The organism is Embleya scabrispora (assembly GCF_002024165.1).
In the GTDB taxonomy this organism is placed as follows: Bacteria; Actinomycetota; Actinomycetes; order Streptomycetales; family Streptomycetaceae; genus Embleya; species Embleya scabrispora_A.
The window spans coordinates 2,188,740-2,206,420 of the sequence record NZ_MWQN01000001.1 but is presented as its reverse complement, the minus strand read 5'-3'; the positions used below and the strand labels follow the sequence as shown (position 1 = coordinate 2,206,420).

Genomic DNA, 17,681 nt, shown 5'->3' with positions numbered 1-17,681 from the left:
TCGGGTCGGAGGGAAACCGTCCGCACCACGACCGGCCGCCGGCGTCGATCCGGGACTCGAAAGGCGCCGACATGCGCGTGGCACTGCACACCCGGCTGCGGACGGGACACGAGGACGAGTACGAGCAGGCCCACCGCGAAGTGCCGGCGGAGTTGACCGCGGCGATCCGGGCGGCGGGCGTGCGCGAGTGGAGCATCTGGCGCAGCGGGTCGGAACTGTTCCACCTGATCGACTGCGAGGACTACTCTCGGCTGCTCACCGAACTGGCGGAACTCCCGGTCAACGTGGCCTGGCAGGCTCGGATGGCCGAGTTGACCGAAGTCGGCCACGACTACTCGGCGACGGGTGCGCAGGCGAGCCTCCCCGAGGTGTGGCGGCTCTGAGTACCCCCGACGCGTTCGGCCGAACGGTCGTTCTTCGGCTGCGGTCGCGGCCGAAGGGGAACACGGGGCCATGGATACGTCACGCACGAGGGACACGGCACGCACCCGACGCCGGGCCGGGGTCGCGCTGGTGGTGGTCGGCCTGCTCACCGGGCTGATCACCCTGGTCTGGGACGCGGACCGCACCGAGGGCAGCGCGCGCCGGGACCCGGTCGCGACGCCGACCGCGGGCGGGTCGTCCGGGTCCGGGGCGCCGGGGACCGGACCGGCCGGGAAAGCACCGATGAGCTTCACCCTCACCGCCACGGGCGACGTACTCGCCTACCCGACGATCATCGCCCAGTCGCAGCAGGACGCGGGCGGCTCGGGGCACGACTTCCACCGCATCTTCGCCGACGTCCGGCCGCTCGTGCAGGGATCCGACCTCGCGTTGTGCCACATGGAGACCCCGTACGGGCCGCCCGAGGGGCCGTTCACCGGGTATCCGATCTTCGCCGCGCCGCCGCAGATCGCCGCGGCGCTGGCGGACACCGGCTACGACGGCTGCTCGACGGCGTCCAACCACACGCTGGACGGCGGCTTCGCCGGGGTTCGGCGCACCCTGGACACCCTGGACGCGGCGGGTGTGCGGCACGCCGGCAGCGCGCGCACCGAGGAGGAGGCCGCGCCGACCGTCCTGGAGGTCAAGGGGGTCAGGGTCGCCCACCTGTCCTGGACCTACGACACCAACGGGATCCCGCTGCCCGAGGGCAAACCGTGGTCGGTCAACGTGATCGACAAGCAGCGGATCATCGCCCAGGCCCGGGCCGCCCGCGCGGCCGGCGCCGAGGTGGTCCTGCTCAGCCTGCACTGGGGCACCGAGTGGCAGCGCGAGCCGGACGAGCAACAGCGCACCCTGGCGAGGGAGTTGACCGCCTCCGCGGCGAACGGGGTCAAGGACGTCGACCTGATCGTCGGCACCCACAACCACGTGCCGCAGGCATACGAGAAGGTCAACGGCACCTGGGTGATCTACGGCATGGGCGACGAGTTGGCCAACTTCCCGGACAAACCGCGCGGCAACTACAGCTCGGCCGGGATGTTCACCTTCACGCGCGACGCGGCGGGGCGGTGGAGCGTGAGCGAGGCGCGGTTCCGGCCGCTGTTCGCCGACCCCGGCCCGCCGTTTCGGATCCGGGACGTGAACCGGGCACTCGCCGACCCGAGCACCCCGGCCGCCACCCGGGCGCTGCTGGAGACGGCGCGGTCGACGGTGGTCGACGCGGTGCTGTCCGAGGGCGCGGCGGGGGCGGGGCTGGTGGAGGACCGCTAGGGCCGTGCCCCGTGCGGGTCGGCTACGACGTCGGCAGGGCGTCCCAGAAGGCCAGTTCGTAGCTCTGCATCAGTCGGGCGGCGGTCTTGGCGCCCTCCTGGTCGTCGCCGCCGTCGAGGCCGGTCTGCAACAGGGTCAGCGCCGCGTCCTCGAAACCCGGGGGCGGTGCCGAGAAGAAGGTGAAGAAGGACACCTGATCCTCGGTCAGGTCGTGGTGGGTACGAAGAGCCTGCGCGAAGCGCCCGCAATAGCCGCCCCAGAAGCCGAAGTTGACCAACAGGGCAAGCGCCACCTCGGCCCGTGAGCCGAACTGGGCCAGCCAGGCCAGGTGATGCGGATACCCCTGGGCGGCGGCGACCGGCGGATAGCCGCGCAGTTCGGCGGCGCCCATGCCGACCGCCTCGGCATAGAGCGTCAACAACTCCAGGGCCCGCGCCTCGCCGCTCGCGAGTGCCAGGAACAGCGGCGCGGAGTCCGGGAAGCGGGCCGCCAGAAGGGCGAAGGAGCGCTCGTCGGCGCAGATGATCCGGTACTCCTCGCCCGCGATCCGGCGCAACGCCTCGATGTCGACCGGGCCGGCCTCGGCGCGGTCCACGAACCGGTTCGCGGCGCCCTCGGTCAGGTCCCGGACGACCTGGGTATAGAGCTTTCGTGCGTCCATCGTCCACCGTTCCACTCGTCGGTCCCGGCACTCGCGCGTCCCCGGCGCGGCCCTCGTTCGGGAGCCGTATCCCTCCCCGGGAACGGGCCGATTCACTCCCCGATCGTGGCGGCGAGGGCGACGTCCCGTCGGGGAACCGGCGGAAATCCGTCGATGGGGTGACCGGTCGGCGGGACGGATCGTGCGCCGCGCGCGGGGCGACGCACGGTCGGTCGGGCCGGTTCGGCGAGATCGCCGAACGCCTGCCCGACCCCGACACGCGGAATTAAGCTCTGGCGGCACGGGCGACGGAGGAGCGGGTGTGGCGGAGGAAGACAGGGCGTTGCCCAGGCAACTCCGGGAAGTGCTGCGGGAATCGGGCCGCCGGTTGGGCTACGACCGAGGTGACGCGCTGTTCATGGAGGGCGATCACCCGCGCCACGTGGTGCTGATCGAACACGGGCAGGTCAAGATCGAACGGGCCACCTCGGACGGGTCGGCGGTGACCATCGCGGTGCGCGGACCGGGCGAGCTGGTGGGCGAACTCGCGTGTATCGACGGGCGCGGCCGCTCGGCGACGGTGGTCGCGCTCGGCCCGGTGGTGGCGGTCCTGGTGCCGCTGACCCGCTTTCGCGAACTGCTCAACACGAACGCCCCGTTGGTGTACGCGGTGTTGATCCGCACGGTGTTGCGGATCCGCGAGTCGGATCGCTGGCGGGTCGAGTACGGCGCGCTCGCCACCGGGCGGCGGGTGGCCCGGGCGCTGGCCGATCGTACGCTGGGCCGGGCCGAGGGTCCGTGCGTGATCCGGACCACCCAGCAGGAGCTCGCGGACGCGATCGGCATCTCCCGGGAATCGGTGGTCCGGGCGCTGCGCGTGCTGCACGAGTCGGACCTGGTGCAGACCCGGCGCGGCAGCATCGTGGTGTCCGATCCGCTCGCTTTACGGGAATGGGCCGACGGATAACGCGTTGTGTGTCATCTGACGCGTACAAGCGGCCGGCGCCGGAGTACTCCTTGAGGGGCAGGAGGCAGGGAGTGGCGAGCGGGGCGCGCGAGCGCACGGCCCGATAGGGGGATTCCGTGGGAGCCAAGTCGCGATACATGTCGATCCTGGTGCTCGACGTCGAGCGATTCGGCAGGCGCTCGGACGTGACGCAGGAGTGGGTACGGGGACGTCTGTACGAACTGCTGCACTCCGCCCTCGAATCGGCGGGCATCGCCTGGGACGCGTGTGTGGTCGAGGATCGCGGTGACGGGGCGATCCTGCTGATCCCGGCGAACGTGCCGAAGGAGGATCTGACCGATCTGTTCATCGATCGCCTGCACGCCGGGTTGCGCAACCACGACCGGCACGCGAGCGACGAGGCACGGATCCGGCTGCGGGTGTCGCTGCACGCGGGGGACGTGGTGCGGGACACCCGGGGCTGGTCGGGCAGCGCGATCAACACCGCCTGCCGGCTGGTCAACGCGGACCCGTTGCGCGAGGTGTTGGCCGCCGCGGAGCGTGCGTGTCTGGCGCTGATCGTCTCCGGGTCCTGGCACGAGGCGGTGGTCGTCCCGGAGCGGGGCGGCCTGGAGAGCGCGGCCTACGGGGAGGTCCACGTGCGGGCCAAGGAGGTCGACGAGACGGCCTGGGTGTACGTACCCGGGTATCGGCGCCCACCCGCCACGGACACCGAGCGGCCGAATCCGCCGCGAGGGAAGAAGACGACTGTCCGGCGCGGGGGCTGGACAGGGGCTTCACCTTCGACGGGGAGGTTCGCTCGCGCGGGTGACGTGGTGGGTGGCGACGAACCGGGTCGGGTCCGCAAGCCCCCGACGAAGCCGACGGGGGTTTGCGGACACGACTCGGGGCGCGAGGTCGATGTGGCCGACCGACGGGGGCGGTTTCGACCGGCGCGGCGGCCGGCACTCCCGGGCCTGGGAGGGAGAGGCCCGGCGGTGCACGGCACCCGGGTGGACGGTCGGCCCCCACGCGCGGGGGCCGACCGTCCACCGGTTCGACCGGGACGGGCGCGTGGATCGCTCAGGAGGCCGGCGGCATCAACACGGTGTCCACGAGGTACACGGTCGCGTTCGCGGTCGACACGTTGCCGCAGACCACCTTCGAGGTGTCGTTGACGGTGTACGCGTCACCCGAACCCTTCGTGGTCAGCGGCTGCTTCTCCAGCGTCTCGAACGAGCCGCCGGACAACCGGGCGGGGGCCAGGCGTTGTCCCACCACGTGGTAGGTCAGGACCTTGGTCAGCGCGTCCTTGTCGGCGAGGAGCTTGTCCAGGGTGTCCTTGGGGATCTTGGCGAACGCGTCGTTGGTCGGCGCGAACACCGTGATGTTCTGCGCGGTGTTGAGCGTGTCCACCAGGCCGGCCGCCTTGACCGCGGCCACCAGCGTGGACAGCACGGGGTTGTTCGAGGCGGCGGTGGCGACCGGGTCCTGGGCCATGCCGGTGAAGCTGCCCGCGCCGGCGGCCGGGACGGCCGAGCAGGCGGGGCCGAAGGGCGCGGCGGCCGGGGTGGCGGCCGAGGTGGCGGGGGCGCCGGCCGCCGAGGGGGCCGCGGCCGGTGCGGAGGTCGCCGTCTTCGAGGCGGAGTCGTCCTTCTTGTCGTCGCTGCCGCAGGCGGCCAGCGGGAGGGCGAGCGCGGCCACGGTCGCGACGGTGGCGATGGTGCGGGGGAGACGGATGACGGTCATGGCGAGACTTCCTTCGGGACGTGTCCGCGACGCATGTGCCGCGGATTCCAACGGGTGACGGGATCGGGGAGCCGACAGACGGCGAGGGGGTGATCAGGCGACGGTGACCACCACCGAATGTCGTCCGGTGGCACCGTCCGGCACGGTGCCGACGCGCTTGTCGGTCTGCACCGCACCGGTGGCATCGGTCGCGCGGACCTCGATGCGCTGCGAGCCGGTTCGGGTCGGGGTCCACTCCCACACCCACTGCCGCCAGGTGTCGGGGCCTGGTACCTCGGCCAGTCGGGCCGACTGCCACGGCCCGCCCGCCACGCTCACCTCGACCGCGGACACGCCCCGATGTTGCGCCCACGCGATGCCGGCGATCGGTATCGGAACGCCGACCCGAAGGCGGGCGAACGGCTTGGGCGTGTCGATCCGCGACTGGGTCTTGATCGGCGCCTCCCGAGACCAGGTGCGCTTGACCCAGTAGGCGTCGTAGCTCGCGAACGTGGTCAGTTCGAGGTCGACGAGCCACTTGCACGCGGACACGTAGCCATACAGTCCGGGCACCACCATCCGGACCGGATAGCCGTGTTCGAACGGCAGGGGTTCGCCGTTCATGCCGATCGCCAACAGGGCGTCGCGCCCGTCCATGGCCACCTCGACCGGGGTGCCGATGGTCATCCCGTCGACGGACCGCGAGACCAGTTGATCGGCGGGCCCGCCCCGGCTCGGCGGGCGTACGCCGGCCTCGCGCAAGAGGTCGGCGAGGCGCACGCCGAGCCAGCGGGCGGTGCCCGTGTACGGCCCGCCGACCTCGTTCGACACACAGGTCAGGGTGAGATCGCGCTCGATCAGCGGGCGGCGCAACAGGTCGTTGTAGGAGTAGCGCAGCGGGGTGCGGACACCCTTGCCGTGGATCCGCAACGACCAGTTCTCCACGTCCACGCGGGGGACCACCAGGGCGGTGTCCACGCGGTAGAAGTCGGCGTTGGAGGTGGTGAAGGCGGACAGTCCCGGCAGGCGCAGGTCGGCGCCCGGCGGCAGCGGCGCGGCCGGTTCCGCCGCGGCGGGCAGCCGAATCCGGTTGCGGAACGCGGCGATCGAGGCCCGCTTGCCGTCGGCGACGATCCGACCGGTGGTGCCGGCCACGGCCGAACCCAGCGCCAGCGCGCCGGCGGCGATCAGGAACGCCCGGCGGTCGAATGCGCGATCCTCCGCGCGCACTCGCACCACCGGCTCGGTCGACCACCACAGCGCGGCGGCGCCCACCACGCCGCCCAGCACGGAGGGCACCGCGTCGACGGCGCCGGCGCCGGCGCGGTGCACCGCCGCGTACGCGCCGACCAGGCCGAACGCGAACACTCCGGCCATCGCCGTGCGGCGCAGCCGCAGCGACAGGACGCCCAGACCGATCGCGATCAGGCCGAGGACCACCAGGATCCCCGTCTGCAGGACGAGTTTGTCGTCGGTGCCGAAGTGGCGGACGGCCCAGTCCTTGACCGCCGGGGGAGTGCGGTCGATGACCGCTCCGCCGATGGCCGGAAGGGGGCCCGCCTCGGGGCGGACGAACGCGGCCACAAGCTCCGCGACGGCCAGGGCCGCGCCGGCGGACAGCAGTCCGCTCAGCGCGCCCAGTCCGGCCCGCAGCCATCGGCGAGTTTCGTTTGCCTTCACGAGGGGCCATTCGCCGCCGTCGGCCATTCGGATTGGTCGTTCACCCGAACGGGTCGCGATGGTGCGCCGATCCGGACATCGATGGGAGCGGGGACCAATCCGGGCGGTCCGCGGCGCCGAACATGGGTCGGATGGCCGTGTGCGTGACGGGGCCGGGGTCGACCGGGGCCGGATGCCCGGCACGGGTGTCCGCCTCGGGGTCGGCGCGAGTGGGAGTGGGACATGGACGATCGGCACGGACACCGCCGCCGGGACGGGCTCGGGCAGGGGGGTGGGGCCGGATGAGGACCGTCGTACACATCGCCGCGCCCGGTGAGCGCGGGCCCACGCTGGAGGACCGCCTCGCCCGCGTCGCGCAGGGTGATCAGGAGGCTTTCTCGTTCGTCTACGACGCGGTGATCGGCGCGGTGCTCGGCGTCGCCCGGCGGGTGGTCCGCGATCCGGCGCAGTCGGAGGAGGTGGCCCAGGAGGTGCTGCTCGACGTCTGGCGCGGCGCCGCGCGTTTTCGCCCCGATCGGGGCAGCGCGATGACCTGGATCCTGACCATGGCGCACCACCGGGCCGTCGACCGGGTGCGCTCGGCGCAGGCGGCCACCGATCGGGAGCACCGCACCGCGCTCCGCGAGCGCACGCCGGAGTACGACGAGGTGATCGAGGAGGTCGAGGCGCGGCTGGAACGCGAGCAGGTACGGCGCTGCCTGCGCACCCTCACCGAGTTGCAGCGTCAGTCCGTGACTCTGGCCTACTACCGGGGTTGTACGCACCGGGAGGTGGCCGGCCTGCTGGACGTGCCGCTGGGCACGATCAAGACCCGCCTGCGGGACGGTCTGATCCGCCTCCGCGACTGCCTGGGAGTGGGCGCATGACCTCCGCCGACCTGCACACGATGACGGGCGCGTACGCCCTGCACGCCCTCGACGAGGACGAACGGCGGGAGTTCGAGAGCCACTTGGCCGAGTGTGCGGCGTGCGCGCGGGAGGTGCGCGAGTTCCGGGCGACCTCGGCACGCCTGGCCGTCGCGGTTGCCGAGACGCCGAGCCCGGAGCTGAAACGGCGGGTGATGGGCGAGATCGCGACCGTGCGTCAGCTGCCGCCGGAGGTGCCCGATCGGCACTCGCCCACCCCGGTGGCGCCGCGCCGGACCCGGCGGGTGGTGGGCCTGGTACTGGCGGCCTGCCTGGCGGCGATCGGCGCGCTGGGCGGGGTGGCGATCGATCAGTACCGGGACGCGCGGGACGCCGAACGGGCCGTGGCCGAGCAGCGGGCGCGGGGCGCGGCGATCGAGGCGGTGCTCACCGCGCCGGACGCGGTCGGGGGGTCGGCGCCGGCGGGCGGCGGTGGGACGGTGCGGGTGATCGCCTCGCCCGCGCTGGACCGGACGGTGGTGCTGACCTCGGGGCTGCCGACGCTGCCGGACGCGCGGGTGTACCAGGGGTGGTATAACGACGGCGGCCGGATGCGGTCGATCGGCCTGATCCGGCCGGGGACGGCGCTGCTGGCGTCGGGCCTGGACCGGGCGTCGGGGGTCGGGGTGACGGTGGAGCCGGCGGGCGGCTCGGCGGAGCCCTCCGGGGAGCCCATCGCGCTGATCGACTTTCCGGCGAGGCGGTCGTGAGGGGTGGATCGGCGGGCCGGGCGCGCTTACGAGTGCACAGGGGAGTCGATACGTCGCGGTGGGTGATCGGCGATGTGGGCGTAACTTGATTTGTGGTCCGTCGTGTTCGAGGATTTCGGACCATGGGACCTCTCAAGCCGGATGTCGGCGAACTGATCTTCGGAGTCATCGTTTTCGCCCTGGTCTTCGCGGTCTTCGCGAAGGTCCTGCTGCCGCGGATCGGTAAGACGCTCGCCGAACGGCACGACGCGCTCGAAGGCGGCTTCGACCGGGCGACCGACATCCAGGCCGAGAGCGAGGCCGCGCTGGCCGAGCTGCGGGCGCAGATGGCCGAGACCCGGCGCGAGACCGCGCTGGTTCGGCAGCAGGCGGCCGAGGAGGGGGCCAGGCTGATCGCGGAGGCGCGCGCCGAGGGGCAGCGCATCCGTGAGGAGCTGGTGACCACCGGCCACGAGAAGCTGAACGGCGACGTCACGCTCGCGACCGCGTCGCTGCACGCGGAGCTGGGTCTGATCGCGACCGAGCTGGCGAGCAAGGTGCTCGGTGAGCCGGTCGGCACGCTGGTGGCCGACAGCGACGTGATCGAGCGTTTCATGGCGGAGTTGGCCGAGCTCGACGAGACGCCGGAAGGCGGCGCGGCGGACAAGGGCTGACCGACACGCTTTCGAGGCGACCGGTTCCGGGGTGGACTCCCCGGGGCCGGTCGTTTTCGTTGTGGGGCCGGGGCCGGGCTGTGCGGGTGGGCGCGGGCGCTGCGCGGTGTGGCACGCCGGTGAGGGCTTTTTGGGATGGTGTGGCCTTCGGGCCGGGCTGCGTGGCCTTCGGGCCGGGCCGCGGTGGTCCTCGCGGCCCGGCCCCGGCTCGGTTCGTCAGCCCCGGTAGTCGGGATCCGGGTCGAAGTCCGGGTCGTATTCCGGGGTGGGTTCGAAGTCCGGCTCGTAGTCGGGCGGGTAGTCGGCCTGATAGTCCGGCTGGTAGTCCGGGAGGGGCTCGCGGATGAGTTCGGGCACGGGCTCGCGGGTGAGCTCGGCCGCCGGCCGCGTCGGCTTCGTCGGTTGGGCGGGCACGGTGGGCGCCGCCCCCGGAGTCGCGCCGGTCGGGGCCGAGCCGGCCAGCGTGTCCAGGATCGGCTGCCCGTACTTGGCCAGCTTGTTCTCGCCGATCCCGCTGATCGTGCCCAACTCGGCGAGCGTGGTCGGCAGGGCCGTCGCGATCTCGCGCAGCGTCGCGTCGTGGAAGATCACGTAGGCCGGGACGCCCTGCTCCTTCGCGGTGGCCCCGCGCCACGCCCGCAGCGCCTCGAAGATCGGCGCGGCCGCCGCCGGCATCTCGACCGGCGCCGCCTTGCCCTTGCCGGCCTTGGTCGCCTTCGCGGCCTTTGCCGCGCGCGCCGGCCGCTCGGGCTCGCGCCGCAACATCACCTCGCGCTTGCGGGCCAGCACCTCGTCGCTGCCCTCGGTGAGCACCAGCGCGTTGTACGACGGCTCCACGGCGAGCAGCTTCATGGCGAGCAACTGCCGCACCACGCTCATCCATTCGGTTCGGCTCAGCTCGGTACCGATGCCGAACACGCGCAGCGTGTCGTGGTCGAACTGGATCACCTTGGCGGTCTTCGCGCCGAGCAGGATGTCGACGATCTGGCCCGCGCCGAACTTCTGTCCGCGCCGCTCGTTCTTGAGCCGCCACACCGTCGACAACACCTTTTGCGCCGCGATCGTGCCGTCCCACGCGGCGGGCGGCGACAGGCAGGTGTCGCAGTTGCCGCACGCGGTGCTCTGCTGGCCGAAGTAGGCGAGCAGGCGCACCCGACGGCACTCGACCGTCTCGCACAGTGCCAACATCGCGTCCAGGTGGGTGCCGAGTCGGCGGCGGTGGGCCGCGTCGCCCTCCGAGCCCTCGATCATCTTGCGCTGCTGTACGACGTCCTGCAGGCCGTAGGCCAGCCACGCGGTGGACGGCAGCCCGTCGCGCCCCGCGCGGCCGGTCTCCTGGTAGTAGCCCTCGACCGACTTGGGCAGGTCCAGGTGCGCGACGAAGCGCACGTCGGGCTTGTCGATACCCATGCCGAAGGCGATGGTCGCCACCATCACCATGCCGTCCTCGCGCAGGAACCGGGCCTGGTTGGCGGCGCGCACGCGCGAGTCCAGGCCCGCGTGGTACGGCAGCGCGTCGATGCCGTTGTCGACCAGGAACGCGGCGGTCTTCTCCACCGAGGCCCGGGACAGGCAGTAGACGATGCCCGCGTCGCCCGCGTGTTCGGCCCGGAGCAGGTCGAGCAACTGCTTCTGCGGCTTGTCCTTGTGGGCGATCCGGTACTGGATGTTGGGCCGGTCGAAGCTGGCCACGAAGTGCCGGGCCTGCTGCAGGTTCAGCCGGGAGGCGATCTCGGCGTGGGTGGCCTCGGTCGCCGTCGCGGTGAGCGCCACGCGGGGCACGTCGGGCCAGCGCTCGTGCAACTGGGACAGGGTGAGGTAGTCGGGCCGGAAGTCGTGGCCCCACTGCGCCACGCAGTGTGCCTCGTCGATCGCGAACAGCGAGACGATGCCCCGGTCGAGCAGCCGCAGGGTGGCGTCGACCTTCAGCCGCTCGGGCGCGAGGTAGAGCAGGTCCAACTCGCCGGCCAGGAACTCCGCCTCGACCATGCGCCGCTCGTCGGGGTTCTGCGTGGAGTTCAGGAATCCGGCCCGCACGCCGAGCGCGGTCAGCGCGTCGACCTGGTCCTGCATCAGCGCGATCAGCGGGGAGATCACCACCCCGACGCCTTTGCGGACCAGCGCGGGGATCTGGTAGCAGAGCGATTTGCCGCCACCGGTGGGCATGAGTACGAGGGCGTCGCCGCCGCCGATCACATGCTCGATGATCTCCTGCTGGCTGCCGCGAAAGGAGTCGTAGCCGAAGACGCGATGCAGAACCTGCAGCGCTTCGCTGATCTGGGGACCGTCGTCGAGCGCTGTCATCCGAGCAGTCTAAGAGCTTGTGGCGACAGCCGAGTGCGGTCTGTGGACAAGTGGGCGGCTCGGCTCACCCGCCGGGTCAGGGCTGGATTTCACGGGGTACGCCCAGCGGGTTCGCGTCGCGCAATTCGGGAGGCAGGAGGGCGTCGGGCCAGTCCTGGTAGGCGGTCGGGACGAGCCAGCGCCGCAGCGCGGTGCCGCCGACCGAGGTGTGGCCGGGGGCGGTGGTGGCGGGCCAGGGGCCGCCGTGGTGCATGGCCCAGCACACCGCTACGCCGGTGGGCCAGCCGTTGTGGACGAGCCGGCCGACGCGCGGACGCAGCACGGCGGCGACCCGGGCGGCGAGCGGGTGGTCGGTCTCGACGGCGTGGACCGAGCCGGTGAGGCTGCCCGGGAGGACGGTGAGGGCGGCGAGGAGGGCGTCCGGATCGGGGTAGGTGACGACCAGGCCGGCCGGGCCGAAGGTCTCCTCGGTCAGCTCGGCGGCGTGCGCGAGGAACTCGGCGAGGTCGGCGTGCCGGACCACGGGGGCGACCGCCCAGGCGCCTTCGCCGGCGGTGCCTCGGGCCAGTTCGCGCCCGGTGTGCCCCGCCGTGCCCCGCTCGTACGCGTCCCGGATGCGCTCGGACAACATCGGGCCGCCGGTCGTGGTGCGGGTGTGCGCGGCGACGGCGTCGAGGAGGCCGCCGGCCTCGGGGACGAACAGCAGGCCGGGATTGGTACAGAACTGGCCGGTGCCCAGGGTGAGCGAGCCGAGGTAGCCCCGGGCCAGCTCGTCGGCCCGTTCGGCCGCCGCGCCGGGCAGTACCACGACGGGGTTGACGCTGCCGAGTTCGCCGAAGAACGGGATCGGGTCGGGCCGGCCGGCAGCCAGGTCGAACAGGGCCCGGCCGCCCGAGAGCGAGCCGGTGAAGCCGACGGCCGCGATGTCCGGGTGGGTGACCAGTACGGCGCCGGAGGCGGGGCCGACGACCAGGCCGAGCAGGTCCTCGGCGGCACCGGCCGCGGCCAGCGCGGCGCGGACCACCCGGGCCACCGCGATCGAGGTCGCCGGATGCGCCTCGTGCACCTTGACCACGACCGGGCACCCCGCCGCCCACGCGGACGCCGTGTCGCCGCCGACCACGGAGAACGCGAACGGGAAGTTGCTCGCGGCGAACACCGCGACGACGCCGATCGGATGCAGCATGCGGCGCACGTCGGGACGGCCGAGCGCCGGATCGGCCGGGCTGAGCACCGCGCCCACGTGCGCGCCGGCCCGCAGCAGGCCCGCGAACATGCGCAGTTGCCCCGACGTACGCCCGACCTCTCCGCTCAGCCGGACCTCACCCAACGCGGTCTCGCCGTCGGCGATCGCCACCAACTCGTCCCGCGCGGCATCCAACGCGTCGGCGACCGCCTCCAACACCGAGGCCCGCTCACCCCCGCCGCGCGCGGCCCACCCGGGCAACGCCTCCCGAGCCGCCGCGACGACCCGGCCGACCTCGGCCTCGTCACTGACCGGCACGGGCTGGCCCGACGGTTTCCCGGTGCGGGGATTGAATCCCCGCACGGTGGCACGGGCGGTCGCATGCGACTCGATCACGGCAGTTCCTCCGGAGTGGACGAGCGGGCGGGGGAGTTCGGGGCGATCGGCCGGGGCGCGGGTGTGTCGGCCGACAGCCATCGAACCATGCCCGTGCCGGCGATTCGGGGTCCCCGGCCGACAGTCGCGCGGTTCGTGCCGCCCGCTCCGGCGCGCCTTCATGTTCGGCCCGGTGTACCCCCGCGGCGGGACGTCCCGCGTACCTCCAGGCGGGTTTCCACGGTTCGACCCGCGGGGGCTTGGTCGCCGGATTCCAGGGCTTTGATCAGCAACTCCATGCCCACCGTGGCGATTTCGACGGGGCGCAGGCTCAGGGTGGTGACCGGTGGGTCGGTCTGGGCGGCCGCCAGGATCAGGGGTGGGCCGGCTCCCGGGACGCTCGCTCAGCTCAACGAAAGGGGCGAACCCCCTTTCCGTGCACCATTCGTGATACGTCGTCAGCGCCAACTCGTAGAACGGCGACGTGGTTCCCGCGCCGATCACGCCGATCCGCCGCGCGCCGCCCGCCGCCGGGCGGTCGAGCACGCCCCGCACCGCGGCCTCGTGGTCGATGTCCACACAGTGCGCCCCGGCTTGCCCTGGACGCGTCGGCCCGAGGCGACCGGGATGTGCGCGGCCAGGAAGTCCTCCACCAGCGGGTCGTCGCCGCACCGGCAACAGCGGCCTGGGCTTCGTCGAACTCCCGGTGGTCCACCCCGACGACATCCCGCGCTTCGCCGCGCTGGGCGTGTCCGCCAACCTCCAGCCCCTGCGGGCCGCCCAATGAGGCTCGGATGGACGGGCTGACCATCCCGTTCCCGGGCGACGAACGGGCCGCGTGGCAATACCCCTTCGACGACCTCCTCCGCTCCGACCCGATGTGGGGCATCCGCACGGCGGTCAACCGAGTGCTGCCGGCCTTCACCGAGCCGTCCGACAGATCCTTCCTGCCCGAACAGCGCAGCGACCTGACGGCGGCCCTGGCGGCCCTGGCGGCCCACACGGTCGGCACGGCGTACGTGAACCACCCGCGACCTCGACACCGGCACGATCGAGCCCGGCAAACTCGCCGACCCGGTGGCTCTCGACCGCGACCCGTACGCGGACCCGCCAACCGAAATCGCCGAGACACGGGTAGTGGCCACATCCGTGGAGGGCAAGGCGGTGTATACGGGAGGGGGACTGTAGGGGGGCGGGGCTGCCGACTACATGCCGCACGCGCCGGTCGATCAGCCGGACAGAGGGACCAGCCGTTTGCTTCGGTCGTCGGCGCGACGCCGCTCGGCAGCGTGCTCGCCCGGTGGCCGGTCGACCCGTCGCCTACTTCGACCATCGGCGTTCGACCCCGATCGCTTTCCCGCCCTCCGCCCTGCCCCCCGCCCACCGCACAGGCGGAGGCTCACCATGCTGCTCGCCTCCGACGACAGTCCGGGCTTGCCGCCTCGGCACGCAACCCTCCCTCGGCAGCGCACGATGGCGGCCACACTCGGCCCGCTCGACCTGACCCACCCTCAATTCGTACCGCCGGCAAGCCTGTGGCGGCTGGACGGCCGAGACGTACGCCCCAAGCAACTCACCCTCGCCAACCACGCGGGCATGGACGCCAAGCCCGCCCCCAGGGTCCTCTGTCGCCTGGAAGCCAAGTCCCTCCTGGTCTCCGGGCCACCGACCCGACCGACACCCGCGCCAAGCTGCTGCAGAGCACCGACACCGGCGCCCGCCTGGTCGCCGAAGCCTTCGAGACGGTGGAAGCCGTCGACGCCACCTTTTTCGCCACCACCCTGAACCACCCGGCCCTCATGGCAGCCCTACGCCACCTGTCAGCCAGGAGCGACGCGTACCCCGCCTGCCGTGGTTCGAGCCGTCGGTCGTCACCGACCGGCAGTCGATCCGTCGGTCCGTCGGCCCGCGGCCGGGTCGTGGCCGGTCGACCACCCCCGCTGGTCAAGAGCCGACGCGATCCGCGATACTGCCGTACGCACAAGCCCCCCGGTCGATCCGCTGATCGGCATGCACTCGATCACGGCTCACGACTCACGGAACGGCGTGGACGCACATTTCCCGGCCCGCTGTCCGAGTTCCTGTCGCGGATATCGCATATCGAACAGGCAACACCAGGCCGTCGGATCATCTGGTCGTCAGTTCACTCGATATCCGCCGCAAGCCGAGCGAGATCGTCCGCGACCAGGTCGTGTAGGGGCATCACGGCCACCACGACCGCGCACTCCCGCCGCCCACTCGGAGATTCCAGAATGCGGAAACTGACACACGGCGAATTCCTGGCGATGCGGAGGTTCGACGCGCTCGACGGTCTGCGCGCCTTTGCCGCCGTGATTGTGATCTTCTTCCACTTCGGCGGTCGGAAGGTCGAATTCCTGTCCGGCTGGATCGGCGTTCACGCATTCTTCATCATCTCCGGCTTCCTCATCACCACGCTGATGCTGCGCGAGCGGGACCGAACCGGACGGGTGTCCCTCCGGAACTTCTACATCCGCCGAATCTTCCGCATCATGCCCCTCTACTACGTGGTGCTGGCGGTAGTCGTCGTGGGAGCCTACAAAACCGGCCGTTCGTGGACCCTGCTGAAAGAGCACCTCCCGAACTACCTGGGCTTCATGAACGAGTACCACCTCCCGGCCGGGGACGTGCCGTACCTCTATTCCTGGACGATCGGAATCGAGCAGAAGTTCTACCTGGTATGGCCGCTCGCGCTCATCCTGGTGAGCTTCGTCTCCAGCCGCCTCCGGATTCCCCTCACCATCATTGCGATAGCTCTGGTCCTGGTCCCCTACACGGACACCTGGCGCGGAATGGGCATCCACTACGCGGTCCTGCTCACCGGTGCCCTGCTCGCCATCATCCTGCACCAGCCGCGCGGATTTGCCCTGTTCAGCCCGCTCACCCATCCGGTGGTCGGCGCAATCGTCGGCGCGGGCTTCGTGACTCTGCACCTGAACCTCAAAAACCTCGTCGAATACTTCGACGACGAACGCCCGGTAGTCTTCCTCTACGGCGTCGCAGTGGCCCTTTTCCTGCCCACCCTGCTGGCTCCGGGCATCGGCAAATGGACTCTGTCCCTTCGCCCCTTGGTATTTGTCGGCGAACGTTCCTACGGCCTGTACCTGATCCAGGGCCCCGCCGAGGTCGCCGTGGTCGCCATGGCCCCCCACCTCCGCCCCGGTACGGTCCTGTTCGCCATCGCCGTAACCGTGATCGCGCTCTTCGCCGCCGACGCCCTCCACCACCGCCTCGAAAAGCCCATGGTCGAAGTGGGCCGCCGCCTCATCAAAACCCTCGACGCCCGCAAGCCCACCCCCACCGACCAGCCCCCGAACATCCCCCACCCCGCCCCCCAGAAACCCGAACCCCAAATCCCCGCCCACCAACCCGGCTGACCCCAAAACCCCCGCGGGCACGCAACGGCAACGCCCATTCCGGAAAGCCCGGTTCCCCAGCGAGGATGATTCGGCACGTAGGCGCTCGCGCCATCGAACGGCCAAGGGAACCGAGGCGCCGGTGACCATCCCGGCCTTGACCGACGACAAGGCGATCCGAGACCTCACGCGCATCACCCGAGGAGGCAACACCCCAGCCGGGCCCACCAGTTCGCCAAGCCGCGCCATTGCCCCAACCCGTGCGCCTGGCCCGGTACCCACCTCCACGTCGACGTGCCCACCGACGAAGCCCTGCGAGCATCCTCCTCACACGACACGGCGGCCGACCACGCCTCGGTGCCCCGCACCGCCCCGCCTGCACGAACACCCACCGCCACCACCCAACCAGCGCGACCCTCACCGGTGACCGGGCGCGCCCGACATGCATCACCATCCACCCCCACGCGTTCCCCACGCTGGCTCGGCCCGACCCACCACCTGCCCTCGGGAAGACGCCCCTGCCGCTCCGCCGCCAGACACCACACCAAGGACCCCGCGCTCGCCCGAAGCACGTACGACCACCACACGGCCGAACCACGGAACGCTCACGCGAACACACTCTGAGCCCGCTTAACGCCCTTGCCACAGCAGGCACCCCGGACGAGCGCCGAACCTCTAGACGACACCACTCACACCACCCTCGCCCGCACGCACACGCCCGGCCCCAAGACGAAGCAGACCGACCTCCCCACCCACTTCACCTGGACCCGACAGGTCGCCCCCCGACCAATCCGCACCCGGGTGCTCGACAGCAACTCACCTGCACCGGACCGGCGGAGGCGGCCCGCAAGCGGGCAACCCGGTGGCAACCCTGATGAGCCACTACGTGAAGTGCCTCGACGCGCAACATGAGATCAACCGCAACAAGAAGGCCTTGGACTCCCGAGGCCTTCGCGGCTCTCCAAGCCCTGACCTGCGGAAACACATCGAACGCTCGTCCACAAATAGTCCACGGCGCCCGTGACAGGGCTGCACATCGCGACCTACGGCCGCACATGGCCTAGACCCCACAAACAGCAATGGCCCCTGGTGAGGGGCCATATCTGCTGGTCAAACGGTGTGCCCCTGGCAGGATTCGAACCTGCGCACACGGCTCCGGAGGCCGAACGGTCTAAGTGGACCGTAGCGACGCGCTGACCTGCGCGTCAACCCAACGGCCGAAAGCCGATGGGGGCTGAGGCCGTGTGCGTAGCACGGCCTAGGCAAGCTTCGCGGTAACTCACAGTCATGAACAGTGCTTAGGGCATCCGGCTCCAAGCGGACGCCGTCAAGACGCCCTACGGCATTTAGGCAGCTCTGCCGGTCGGGGGCGTAGCGCTGGTGTCTCGGAAGTCCGTTGACGGAGCGTCAGGAGGCGTGCGACGGTGCAAGCAGTCGCGCGCGATGCGCGGTCAGTCCAACTCGGAGTTGGACGGTCCCAGGACG

General features: G+C 71.5%; 13 protein-coding genes and 1 pseudogene. 9 read left to right on the top strand and 5 right to left on the bottom strand.

The annotated features are described in order from the left end of the window. The first annotated feature begins 71 nt into the window (after positions 1 to 71). The gene (locus tag B4N89_RS09520) at positions 72 to 383 is read left to right on the top strand and encodes an L-rhamnose mutarotase (RefSeq protein ID WP_078975460.1); all 312 of its coding nucleotides are present in this window, start codon (positions 72 to 74) and stop codon (positions 381 to 383) included. 70 nt (positions 384 to 453) lie between these two features. Continuing rightward, the gene (locus B4N89_RS09515) at positions 454 to 1,695 is read left to right on the top strand and encodes a CapA family protein (RefSeq protein WP_078975459.1); all 1,242 of its coding nucleotides are present in this window, start codon (positions 454 to 456) and stop codon (positions 1,693 to 1,695) included. Between the two features lie 22 nt (positions 1,696 to 1,717). On the opposite strand, the gene B4N89_RS09510 is transcribed toward B4N89_RS09515, so the two are convergent. Continuing rightward, positions 1,718 to 2,356, bottom strand: a complete 639-nt coding sequence (locus tag B4N89_RS09510) for a transcriptional regulator (protein ID WP_143657910.1) — start codon at positions 2,354 to 2,356, stop codon at positions 1,718 to 1,720. Positions 2,357 to 2,657: 301 nt separating this feature from the next. Between B4N89_RS09510 and B4N89_RS09505 the strand changes: the two genes are divergently transcribed. Both B4N89_RS09505 and B4N89_RS48915 read left to right on the top strand, forming a co-directional pair. Beyond that, positions 2,658 to 3,302 (top strand): Crp/Fnr family transcriptional regulator, encoded by a 645-nt coding sequence (locus tag B4N89_RS09505; RefSeq protein ID WP_143657909.1) that lies wholly within the window; start codon positions 2,658 to 2,660, stop codon positions 3,300 to 3,302. Between the two features lie 116 nt (positions 3,303 to 3,418). After that, complete coding sequence (locus B4N89_RS48915; RefSeq protein ID WP_143657908.1) at positions 3,419 to 4,459, top strand: hypothetical protein; 1,041 nt, start codon at positions 3,419 to 3,421, stop codon at positions 4,457 to 4,459. Here the strand turns inward: B4N89_RS48915 and B4N89_RS09500 are convergent. Further along, positions 4,365 to 5,030, bottom strand: coding sequence for a fasciclin domain-containing protein (locus B4N89_RS09500; RefSeq protein ID WP_078975456.1), 666 nt, complete (start codon positions 5,028 to 5,030; stop codon positions 4,365 to 4,367). The two genes, B4N89_RS48915 and B4N89_RS09500, sit on opposite strands and share 95 nt — an antisense overlap. Positions 5,031 to 5,123: 93 nt before the next feature. Further along, positions 5,124 to 6,716 carry a molybdopterin-dependent oxidoreductase gene (locus tag B4N89_RS09495; protein WP_078975455.1) on the bottom strand — a complete coding sequence of 531 codons (1,593 nt, stop codon included), beginning with the start codon at positions 6,714 to 6,716 and terminating at the stop codon, positions 5,124 to 5,126. Between the two features lie 254 nt (positions 6,717 to 6,970). On the opposite strand from B4N89_RS09495, the gene B4N89_RS09490 reads away from it, so the two are divergent. From B4N89_RS09490 to B4N89_RS09480, 3 genes are all read left to right on the top strand, one after another. Then, a complete protein-coding gene (locus B4N89_RS09490) occupies positions 6,971 to 7,555 on the top strand; it encodes a sigma-70 family RNA polymerase sigma factor (RefSeq protein ID WP_078975454.1) in 585 nt (194 codons plus the stop codon). Beyond that, positions 7,552 to 8,304 carry an anti-sigma factor gene (locus B4N89_RS09485; RefSeq protein ID WP_078975453.1) on the top strand — a complete coding sequence of 251 codons (753 nt, stop codon included), beginning with the start codon at positions 7,552 to 7,554 and terminating at the stop codon, positions 8,302 to 8,304. Before B4N89_RS09490 ends, B4N89_RS09485 begins: the two co-directional genes overlap by 4 nt. Positions 8,305 to 8,426: 122 nt before the next feature. Beyond that, positions 8,427 to 8,957, top strand: a complete 531-nt coding sequence (locus tag B4N89_RS09480; protein ID WP_078975452.1) for a hypothetical protein — start codon at positions 8,427 to 8,429, stop codon at positions 8,955 to 8,957. A gap of 216 nt (positions 8,958 to 9,173) precedes the next feature. On the opposite strand, the gene recQ is transcribed toward B4N89_RS09480, so the two are convergent. Together recQ and B4N89_RS09470 are read right to left on the bottom strand one after the other, a co-directional pair. Continuing rightward, the gene (gene recQ, locus B4N89_RS09475) at positions 9,174 to 11,261 is read right to left on the bottom strand and encodes a DNA helicase RecQ (RefSeq protein WP_078975451.1); all 2,088 of its coding nucleotides are present in this window, start codon (positions 11,259 to 11,261) and stop codon (positions 9,174 to 9,176) included. Positions 11,262 to 11,337: 76 nt separating this feature from the next. Further along, complete coding sequence (locus B4N89_RS09470; RefSeq protein ID WP_235618540.1) at positions 11,338 to 12,843, bottom strand: aldehyde dehydrogenase (NADP(+)); 1,506 nt, start codon at positions 12,841 to 12,843, stop codon at positions 11,338 to 11,340. 679 nt (positions 12,844 to 13,522) lie between these two features. Here B4N89_RS09470 and B4N89_RS09465 point away from each other — a divergent pair. Further along, positions 13,523 to 14,010: pseudogene (locus tag B4N89_RS09465) on the top strand (amidohydrolase family protein); the annotation flags it as partial. Between the two features lie 1,064 nt (positions 14,011 to 15,074). Further along, positions 15,075 to 16,217 (top strand): acyltransferase family protein, encoded by a 1,143-nt coding sequence (locus tag B4N89_RS49710; RefSeq protein ID WP_161500678.1) that lies wholly within the window; start codon positions 15,075 to 15,077, stop codon positions 16,215 to 16,217. Positions 16,218 to 17,681: the final 1,464 nt, after the last annotated feature.

What these genes read in the sequence shown, in the direction of transcription:
- B4N89_RS09495 (WP_078975455.1), bottom strand. Translation starts at nt 6,716, where the DNA reads ATGGCCGACGGCGGCGAATGGCCCCTCGTGAAGGCAAACGAAACTCGC.
- B4N89_RS09485 (WP_078975453.1), top strand. Translation starts at nt 7,552, where the DNA reads ATGACCTCCGCCGACCTGCACACGATGACGGGCGCGTACGCCCTGCAC.
- B4N89_RS09510 (WP_143657910.1), bottom strand. Translation starts at nt 2,356, where the DNA reads ATGGACGCACGAAAGCTCTATACCCAGGTCGTCCGGGACCTGACCGAG.
- B4N89_RS09480 (WP_078975452.1), top strand. Translation starts at nt 8,427, where the DNA reads ATGGGACCTCTCAAGCCGGATGTCGGCGAACTGATCTTCGGAGTCATC.
- B4N89_RS09490 (WP_078975454.1), top strand. Translation starts at nt 6,971, where the DNA reads ATGAGGACCGTCGTACACATCGCCGCGCCCGGTGAGCGCGGGCCCACG.
- B4N89_RS09500 (WP_078975456.1), bottom strand. Translation starts at nt 5,030, where the DNA reads ATGACCGTCATCCGTCTCCCCCGCACCATCGCCACCGTCGCGACCGTG.
- B4N89_RS09515 (WP_078975459.1), top strand. Translation starts at nt 454, where the DNA reads ATGGATACGTCACGCACGAGGGACACGGCACGCACCCGACGCCGGGCC.
- B4N89_RS49710 (WP_161500678.1), top strand. Translation starts at nt 15,075, where the DNA reads ATGCGGAAACTGACACACGGCGAATTCCTGGCGATGCGGAGGTTCGAC.
- recQ (WP_078975451.1), bottom strand. Translation starts at nt 11,261, where the DNA reads ATGACAGCGCTCGACGACGGTCCCCAGATCAGCGAAGCGCTGCAGGTT.
- B4N89_RS09520 (WP_078975460.1), top strand. Translation starts at nt 72, where the DNA reads ATGCGCGTGGCACTGCACACCCGGCTGCGGACGGGACACGAGGACGAG.